The sequence below is a fragment of the Nocardia sp. NPDC024068 genome (assembly GCF_040638875.1).
GTDB lineage: Bacteria > Actinomycetota > Actinomycetes > Mycobacteriales > Mycobacteriaceae > Nocardia.
The window spans coordinates 1-6,987 of the sequence record NZ_JBEZYU010000107.1; the positions used below are offsets into that span (position 1 = coordinate 1).

The 6,987-nt window shown below is 69.3% G+C and carries 6 protein-coding genes; 1 reads left to right on the plus strand and 5 read right to left on the minus strand.

Features of this window, described 5'->3' with window-relative positions; all coding sequences use genetic code 11:
- Nucleotides 1-155: 155 nt before the first annotated feature.
- The 5 genes from AB0F41_RS31240 to AB0F41_RS31260 form a co-directional block, all read right to left on the minus strand.
- The gene (locus AB0F41_RS31240) at nt 156-1,718 is read right to left on the minus strand and encodes a bifunctional uroporphyrinogen-III C-methyltransferase/uroporphyrinogen-III synthase (protein WP_357430138.1); all 1,563 of its coding nucleotides are present in this window, start codon (nt 1,716-1,718) and stop codon (nt 156-158) included.
- Entirely contained in the window at nt 1,715-2,788 is a 1,074-nt protein-coding gene (hemC, locus tag AB0F41_RS31245) for a hydroxymethylbilane synthase (RefSeq protein WP_357430140.1), read from the minus strand. Before hemC ends, AB0F41_RS31240 begins: the two co-directional genes overlap by 4 nt.
- Nucleotides 2,785-4,209, minus strand: coding sequence for a glutamyl-tRNA reductase (locus AB0F41_RS31250; protein WP_357430142.1), 1,425 nt, complete (start codon nt 4,207-4,209; stop codon nt 2,785-2,787). The genes hemC and AB0F41_RS31250 overlap by 4 nt, the downstream gene beginning before the upstream one ends.
- Nucleotides 4,206-5,237, minus strand: a complete 1,032-nt coding sequence (locus AB0F41_RS31255) for a redox-sensing transcriptional repressor Rex (protein WP_357430144.1) — start codon at nt 5,235-5,237, stop codon at nt 4,206-4,208. Before AB0F41_RS31255 ends, AB0F41_RS31250 begins: the two co-directional genes overlap by 4 nt.
- A gap of 245 nt (nt 5,238-5,482) precedes the next feature.
- Nucleotides 5,483-5,752, minus strand: a complete 270-nt coding sequence (locus AB0F41_RS31260; RefSeq protein WP_357430146.1) for a glutaredoxin family protein — start codon at nt 5,750-5,752, stop codon at nt 5,483-5,485.
- Nucleotides 5,753-5,935: 183 nt separating this feature from the next.
- Here AB0F41_RS31260 and AB0F41_RS31265 point away from each other — a divergent pair, with 183 nt between their 5' ends.
- Nucleotides 5,936-6,889, plus strand: coding sequence for an HAD-IB family hydrolase (locus AB0F41_RS31265; protein WP_357430148.1), 954 nt, complete (start codon nt 5,936-5,938; stop codon nt 6,887-6,889).
- The last annotated feature ends 98 nt before the right edge of the window (nt 6,890-6,987 follow it).

Consider the following 6,987-nt stretch of genomic DNA (forward strand, 5'->3'; position numbering starts at 1 on the left):
CGCGTCTGCTGTCAGCCCTCGAAGCGAGGCGGCGCAGCCGCGAGTCTCGAGGGCTGACAGCAGACGCTCAGAGGGCCGAACCCCGCGCGCGCCAGCGCGCCAAAAACACAGCACATCCGGACCTCTTCGAACGGGACCGTCAACGCCGGACCGGCCTACCGACTCCGACGGCTCTTCTTCCGCGGCGGCGGCAGCAACCCCTCCGCCCGCAACCGCGCGGCATGCTCGGCCAGCGCCTCCACCAGCGGACCCACCTGGGCCACCTCCGGCTGCACATCCACCCGCAGCCCGAACTCGACCGCGGTTTCCGCCGTCTTCGGGCCGATGCAGGCCACGATCGTGCGGGCATGCGGTTTGCCGGCGATACCCACCAGGTTCCGGACCGTGGAGCTGGAAGTGAACAGCACCGCGTCGAAACCGCCGGTCTTGATCATCTCGCGGGTCTCGGCGGGCGGCGGCGAGGCGCGGACGGTGCGGTAGGCGGTGACATCGTCGATTTCCCACCCGCGTTCGCGCAGGCCCTCCGCGAGGGTTTCGGTGGCGATATCGGCGCGCGGCAGCAGCACCCGGTTAACCGGGTCGAAGACATCGTCGTACGGCGGGAAGTCGGCGAGCAGGCCGAGGGAGGACTGTTCCCCGCTGGGGAGCAGTTCCGGGTTGATCCCGAAGGAACGCACCTTCTCGGCGGTGGCTTCGCCGACGCAGGCGATCTTCACACCCGAGAAGGCCCGGGCGTCCAGGCCGAATTCGGCGAATTTCTCCCAGACCGCCCGCACCGCGTTGGTCGAGGTGAACACCACCCACTGGTAGCGACCGTCGACCAGGCCCTTGACCGCGCGTTCCATCTGCGCGGGGCTGCGCGGCGGTTCGACCGCGATGGTGGGCACTTCCTTGGGGATCGCCCCGTGGGTGACGAGGCGTTCGCTCATCTCCCCGGCCTGGTCCTTGGTGCGCGGCACCAGCACGGTCCAGCCGTAGAGGGCACGCGATTCCCACCACGACATCTTGGAGCGCTGCGCGACGGCCTTGCCGATGGTCACCACCAGGGGACCGACGAGTTCAGAGGCGGCGCTGTTCAGCGTGGCCAGGGTGGCCTCGATGGTGCGCTGCTGGCGGGTGGTGCCGCGAACGGTGACCGCGACCGGGGTCTGCGGCGCCATCCCGTGCTCGACCAGCGCGCTCGCGGTCTCGGCCAGATGGCCGGAGGTGGCGTGCAGGACCAGCGGACCGGGGGCGGCGGCCAACGCGGGCCAATCCACCTCACCGCGCACATCGGCCTCGGTATGCCCGGACCCGAGCGCGATACCGGCGTAGCTGGGCACCGCGGAACCGGACGGCAGCCCGGGTAGCACCTCGAACACGATATGCGAGCGGGTGACCGTGGTGACCTCGGCGATCACGGCATCGGTGGTCAGCGGATCGCCGGAGACGACCCGCACCACATCGTGGCCGGCCTTGGCTTCGGCGATCAGCGTTTTGGCGACCTCGGCGGGGTCGCCCAACGCGGGCCGGACGTCCACCGGACGTTCGCCCTCGTCGTCGGGTTCGACCTGGGTGCCGATCAGGGCGAGTACTCCGGCGTCCACATCGGGATCGGTGAACGCGAGGGTTGCCCGGCACAGCACTTCACGGGATCGGGTGGTCAGCAATGCCGGGTCCCCCGGGCCCGACCCGACGAACAGGATCCGCCCCGGATGCTTCTTGCTGGCTCGACTCATCGGTTGTTCTCCATGGGACTGGGTTCGGTGAAGTCCGTGGCGGTGCTCCCGGCTGTCGTGACCCCCGATTCGGGAGTGCCGGGTTCGGCGGCGAGTAACTCGCGCGCGCCCAACTCCAGCAGTTCGCGGGCCAGCGCGATGCCGAGTTCGGCGGCATCGGCCGGTGCACCCACCGCCGAGGCCCTTATCACGTCGGAACCATCGAGCGCGGCCGCACAGCCGCGTAGCGAGAGTTCCTCGACGATGCGCCCGTCGTCGTCCAACGATTCGACGATCTCGGCGATCGCTCCGACGGGCGCTGTGCAGCCCGCCTCGAGTTCGGCGAGCAGTGCTCTTTCCGCGAGCACCGCGGTTCTGGTAGCGGTGTCGTCCAGGGCGGCGAGCAGCCCGATCAGTTCGGTCTCACCCGCGCGGCATTCCACCGCCAGCGCACCCTGGGCGGGTGCGGGCAGCATCTGCACCGGTTCCAGCGCTTCGGTCACGGCGTCGAGCCGGCCGATACGGGCCAGTCCGGCCCGGGCGACCACGACGGCGTCGAGTTCGCCCTCGGCGACCTTGCGCAGCCGGGTATCCAGGTTGCCGCGCAGCGGACGGATATCGAGACCCAGCCCGAGCGCACGCAGTTGCGCGGACCGGCGCGGAGCGGAGGTCCCGACCACCGCGCCCGGCGGTAGCTCCCCGAGCACCATCCCGTCGCGTGCCACCAAGGCGTCGCGCGAGTCCTGGCGCACCGGTACGGCGGCGAGCACGAAACGATCATCGGCCGCGGTCGGCAGATCCTTGTACGAATGGACCGCGATATCGATCGTCCCGGCGGCGAGTTCGGTACGCAATGCGCTGGTGAACACGCCGACGCCGATATCTTCGACCGGATCGCCGGACCGATCACCCGGGGTGTCGACGAATACGAGTTCGGCCGGCTGACCCGTCGCGATCAGCGCGTCCCGCACCGCACCGGCCTGGGTGCGCGCGAGCAGGCTGGCCCGGGTGCCGATCCGCCAGGCCGGCCGGCCACCGGTTCCCGCGGCGCCCGCGCCGGGAGCGGCGCCTTCGCCCTGCAGGATTGTCATGTCGACTGCTCCTGTTCGTCGTCGTGGCCGCCGGGGGTGAAATCGTCGGCCAGGGCGACTTCGCCGTCCAGGCCCATCCAGCCGGCACCGTTGTGTTCGGCGCGGCTGATCTCCATCGGCGCGGCCACCGCCTGCGCCGAACCGGGCTTCAGCTCGAACAGTTCGCGCAGTGCTTCGGCATAGCTGTCGCCACCGGGGGTGGTCGCCAGCTGCTTCACCCGCACCGTCGGCGCGTGCAGCAGTTTGTCCACCACGCGGCGCACCGTGCGCGCCACTTCGTCGCGGGCGGGGTCGGCCAGGGGAAGTCTCGAATCCAGCCGGAGCAGTTCGGCCTCGACCACTTCGGCAGCGCGCTGGCGCAGGGCCGCGACCGTCGGGGTGACCTCGGCCATCCGCTGTCCGGCGAGATATTTGGCGAGTTCGTCGGCGACGATCGACCGCGCGGCGGCGGTATCGTCTGCCGCGGCGCCCGCGGCGGGGTCGCGCTGGAGCGTCTCGATATCGATGACGGTGACCCCGGGCAGCCCGGCCACCGCGTGGTCGACGTCGCGGGGCAGGCCCAGATCGCAGAACACCAGGGGCCGCTCGGCACCACCGGCGCGCTCGGTGAGCGCGTTGTGCGCATCGGCCAGGGTGACCACCGCGCCGACCGCACCGGTGCAGGTGATCACCACATCGGCGGCGGCCATGGCCTCGGTGAGCCGGGACAGTTCGTAGGCGTCGGCGGCGACACCATGCGTTTCGGCGGTCGCCGCGAGTCGCTGGGCGCGTTCGATGGTGCGGTTGACCACCGTGATCTGGCCGATCCCGGCCCGGGACAGATGCGCGACCGACAGCCCGCCCATGGCTCCGGCACCGATCACTGCGGCGGTCCGGCCCGCGAGTGGACCGAGGACGGTGGTGGCGCGGTCCAGCGCCACCGACACCACAGAGGCGCCGGCCCGGTCGATCCCGGTCTCCGAATGCACCCGCTTACCGACGCGCAGCGCCTGCTGCGACAGTTCGTGCAGGGTTCGTCCGACAGCCTGCTGGGCGTCGGCGGTGGTGTAGGCGCTGCGGATCTGGCTGAGGACCTGTTGTTCGCCGACCACCATCGAGTCGAGCCCGCTGGCCACCGCGAACAGATGCTCGGCGGCGGCTTCGCTGTATCGGACGTAGGCGTGCCGGGTCAGTTCGGGCATCGGCAACCCGGAATGCTCGGTCAGCAGCTGGCCGACATCGGCCAAGCCGCCGTGGAAGGCATCGACCACCGCGTAGATCTCCACCCGATTGCAGGTGGACACGATCATGGCTTCGGAGATATGGCTCGAGGCCAGCATGCGGTCGATCAGCTTGGGCCGATCGGCATCGGTGATCGCCACCTTCTCCAGCATCGCAACGGGCGCGCTGCGATGTGAGATTCCGACGAGAAGAACGCTCATGGTGTGACCACCGATCCCTTGCTGGTTGGCTCCGTTGCCGTATGCGAGGTCGTCTGGGCGGCCGGCGCCGCGCAATGGGACAGCCCGGCGGGGCCCGGCGTCGGATGCGCAGGCACCCGGCGGGCGATCCGGCCGGAGCCGTTCAGGGGATGAGCGGTAGGCACGCCACTGCCCAATACAACGCCGTCGGTGGCGGGATCATTCGCCACCCCGGTGGCGTCGTCCGCCACATTCTCGCCGCTCGCGGCGGCTGCATTCGCACTGCTCGCGGCAGTCGCATTCGCGCCGGTCACATCCACGGCGTTCCGCGACCCGTCCGCGCCCACCGGCTCGTCGGAATCAGCGTTGCGAACCCGGTCGAAGGACAGCATCTGCATCTCCACCGCGAGGTCCACACGCCGCAACTCCACCCCCGGCGGCACCGTGAGCGGGCACAACGCGAAGCTCAGGATCGACTGGACGCCCGCGGCGACCAATTCGTCGCACACCTGCTGGGCACTGTCGTCGGGCACCGCGATCACCGCGATGGTCGGGCGCAGCAGCGCGACCCCGTCCACCAGACCGGCGACATCGCGTACCCGCAGGCCCTCGACCTCACGGCCGATCACCTCGGGGTCGTCGTCGAAGAGCCCAACCACCGCGAACCCGCGGCGCCGGAACCCGCGATAACCGACCAGCGCGCGCCCCAGATTCCCGGCACCGACCAGCACGACCCGATGCCCACCGGACAAACCGAGCACATCCTCGATCCGGGCCCGCAACCGCGCGACGTCGTAGCCGACACCGCGAACACCGTTGGGGCCCAGGAAAGAAAGATCCTTGCGAAGTTTCGCGGAATTGACACCCGCCGCGACAGCCAGTTCCTCACTGGATACGATGGCCACAGCGTCATCGGCGAGCAGGGCGAGCACCCGGAGGTAGGTGGCCAGCCGGCCCACCGTAGCCTGGGGAATGCCCTTCTGGAGGGTCCGGGTGGTGACGTTGGGAGCATCGCCGGAGACGCCGCGCGTCTCATGGTGCTCTGTCACGTCCTCGGCTCCTCGTCCGGACCGAACAGGCCCGGGTGGTCGGCGACCTCCGCCGGGGGTCCATGCACCGATGACGGGGTCGGATATCGGGTTGATTCACGTGCTACCGGCGGCCGGATACTCGCCCCGGCCTGCGGTTCGCGTGCCACCACCGTAACCGCTTGTGAACCCATGCACAAAGTCGGTGAAATTCGCCTCATTTTGTGTCGCCGCCGGAGCTTGTACGATTCCGCGCCGGAATCCCCTCACATCAGGCGGCCGAGGTCGGTCCGCAATCGGATCTCATCGACATCGAAATAGCTGTGCTCACGGCCGTCGAGCAGAACCACCGGGAGCCGGTCACCGAATTCCGCCCGTAGCCCGGGATCGGTCGCCGCCTCGACGTCCACATCCAGCGTCATCGGCTCGATCCCGAATTCGGCGCAGATCACTCGCAGCTGGTCCAGGGCCCGGTCACACATTCCGCAGCCGGCGCGGGTCAGCAGGGTCACCTCATGGGTCGTGGAGTCGCTCATAACCGATATTCAACCCGCCCCGCCGGGACGCCCGCGCGACTGCAGTGCGTCCTGGGGCGCGCCTCCGGTTAGTGTGGACGTGATTCGCGCGAACAGGCGGAGGTACTGGTGCCGGAACGATCGAAGGTGGGGAAAACCGGATTCATCGCGGGCCGGTTCGGGGAGCTTCCGGTCCGATGGAATCTGGGTCCGCTCGGGCAGGGCCTGTCCGAGCAGTTGGCGCGTATCTCGCGCAACCCGTTCGGACCGAGCGAAGAAGAGGTCCGCGCCAACGTCGCCGGCGAAGCCAGTGCCGACGCGGCGCTGGCCCTCCAGGACGCCGAGCGGGCCGGCGGGATCGGCACAGCCGGCCCCGAGGCCCCCCGCGATCTCACCGCGGCCGCCTTCTTCGACGTCGACAACACCATGGTGCAGGGCGCCTCGATCGTGCATTTCGCCCGGGGATTGGCCGCCCGCAAATACTTTCGCAGTTCCGATCTGGTGGATATCGCCTGGAAACAGGTGAAGTTCCGGATCACCGGTAAAGAGAACAGCACCGATATGGCCTCGGGTAAAGAAAAGGCCCTGGAATTCATCGCCGGACGCTCCACCGCCGAACTCGCGGCCCTCGGCGAGGAAATCTACGACGAGATCATCGCCGACAAGATCTGGCCCGGCACCCGCGCGCTGGCGCAGATGCATCTCGACGCAGGTCAGCAGGTCTGGCTGGTCACCGCGACCCCGGTGGAGCTGGCCCAGGTGATCGCCAAACGACTCGGACTCACCGGCGCTCTCGGCACGGTCGCCGAAAGCGTCGACGGTAAATTCACCGGGCGTCTGGTCGGCGATATTCTGCACGGTCTCGGCAAAGCCCACGCGGTCCGCGCCCTGGCCATCCGCGAGGGTCTCAATCTCAAACGCTGCACCGCATACTCAGACAGCCACAACGATGTCCCCATGCTGTCGCTCACCGGTACCGCGGTCGCCATCAACCCCGATTCGGACCTGCGGGAGGTCGCCAAGGCCCGCGGCTGGGAGATCCGCGATTTCCGCACCGGCCGCAAAGCCGCCAAAATCGGCGTCCCCACCGCGATCGCCCTGGGCGCGGCCGGTGGCGCGGTGGCCGCAGCCGTCACCCGCCGCCGTGGGGTGCAGTGATTTTGGAGCGGCTCCGCCGCTCGAGGTTCGGTCCTCCTGAGCGTCTGCTGTCAGCCCTCGAGACTCGTGGCTTCGCCACATGCGCTTCGAGGGCTGAC

Bases quoted from the DNA above. Each gene is read 5' to 3' on its own strand.
- AB0F41_RS31250 (WP_357430142.1), bottom strand. From the start codon at position 4,209: ATGAGCGTTCTTCTCGTCGGAATCTCACATCGCAGCGCGCCCGTTGCG.
- hemC (WP_357430140.1), bottom strand. From the start codon at position 2,788: ATGACAATCCTGCAGGGCGAAGGCGCCGCTCCCGGCGCGGGCGCCGCG.
- AB0F41_RS31260 (WP_357430146.1), bottom strand. From the start codon at position 5,752: ATGAGCGACTCCACGACCCATGAGGTGACCCTGCTGACCCGCGCCGGC.
- AB0F41_RS31240 (WP_357430138.1), bottom strand. From the start codon at position 1,718: ATGAGTCGAGCCAGCAAGAAGCATCCGGGGCGGATCCTGTTCGTCGGG.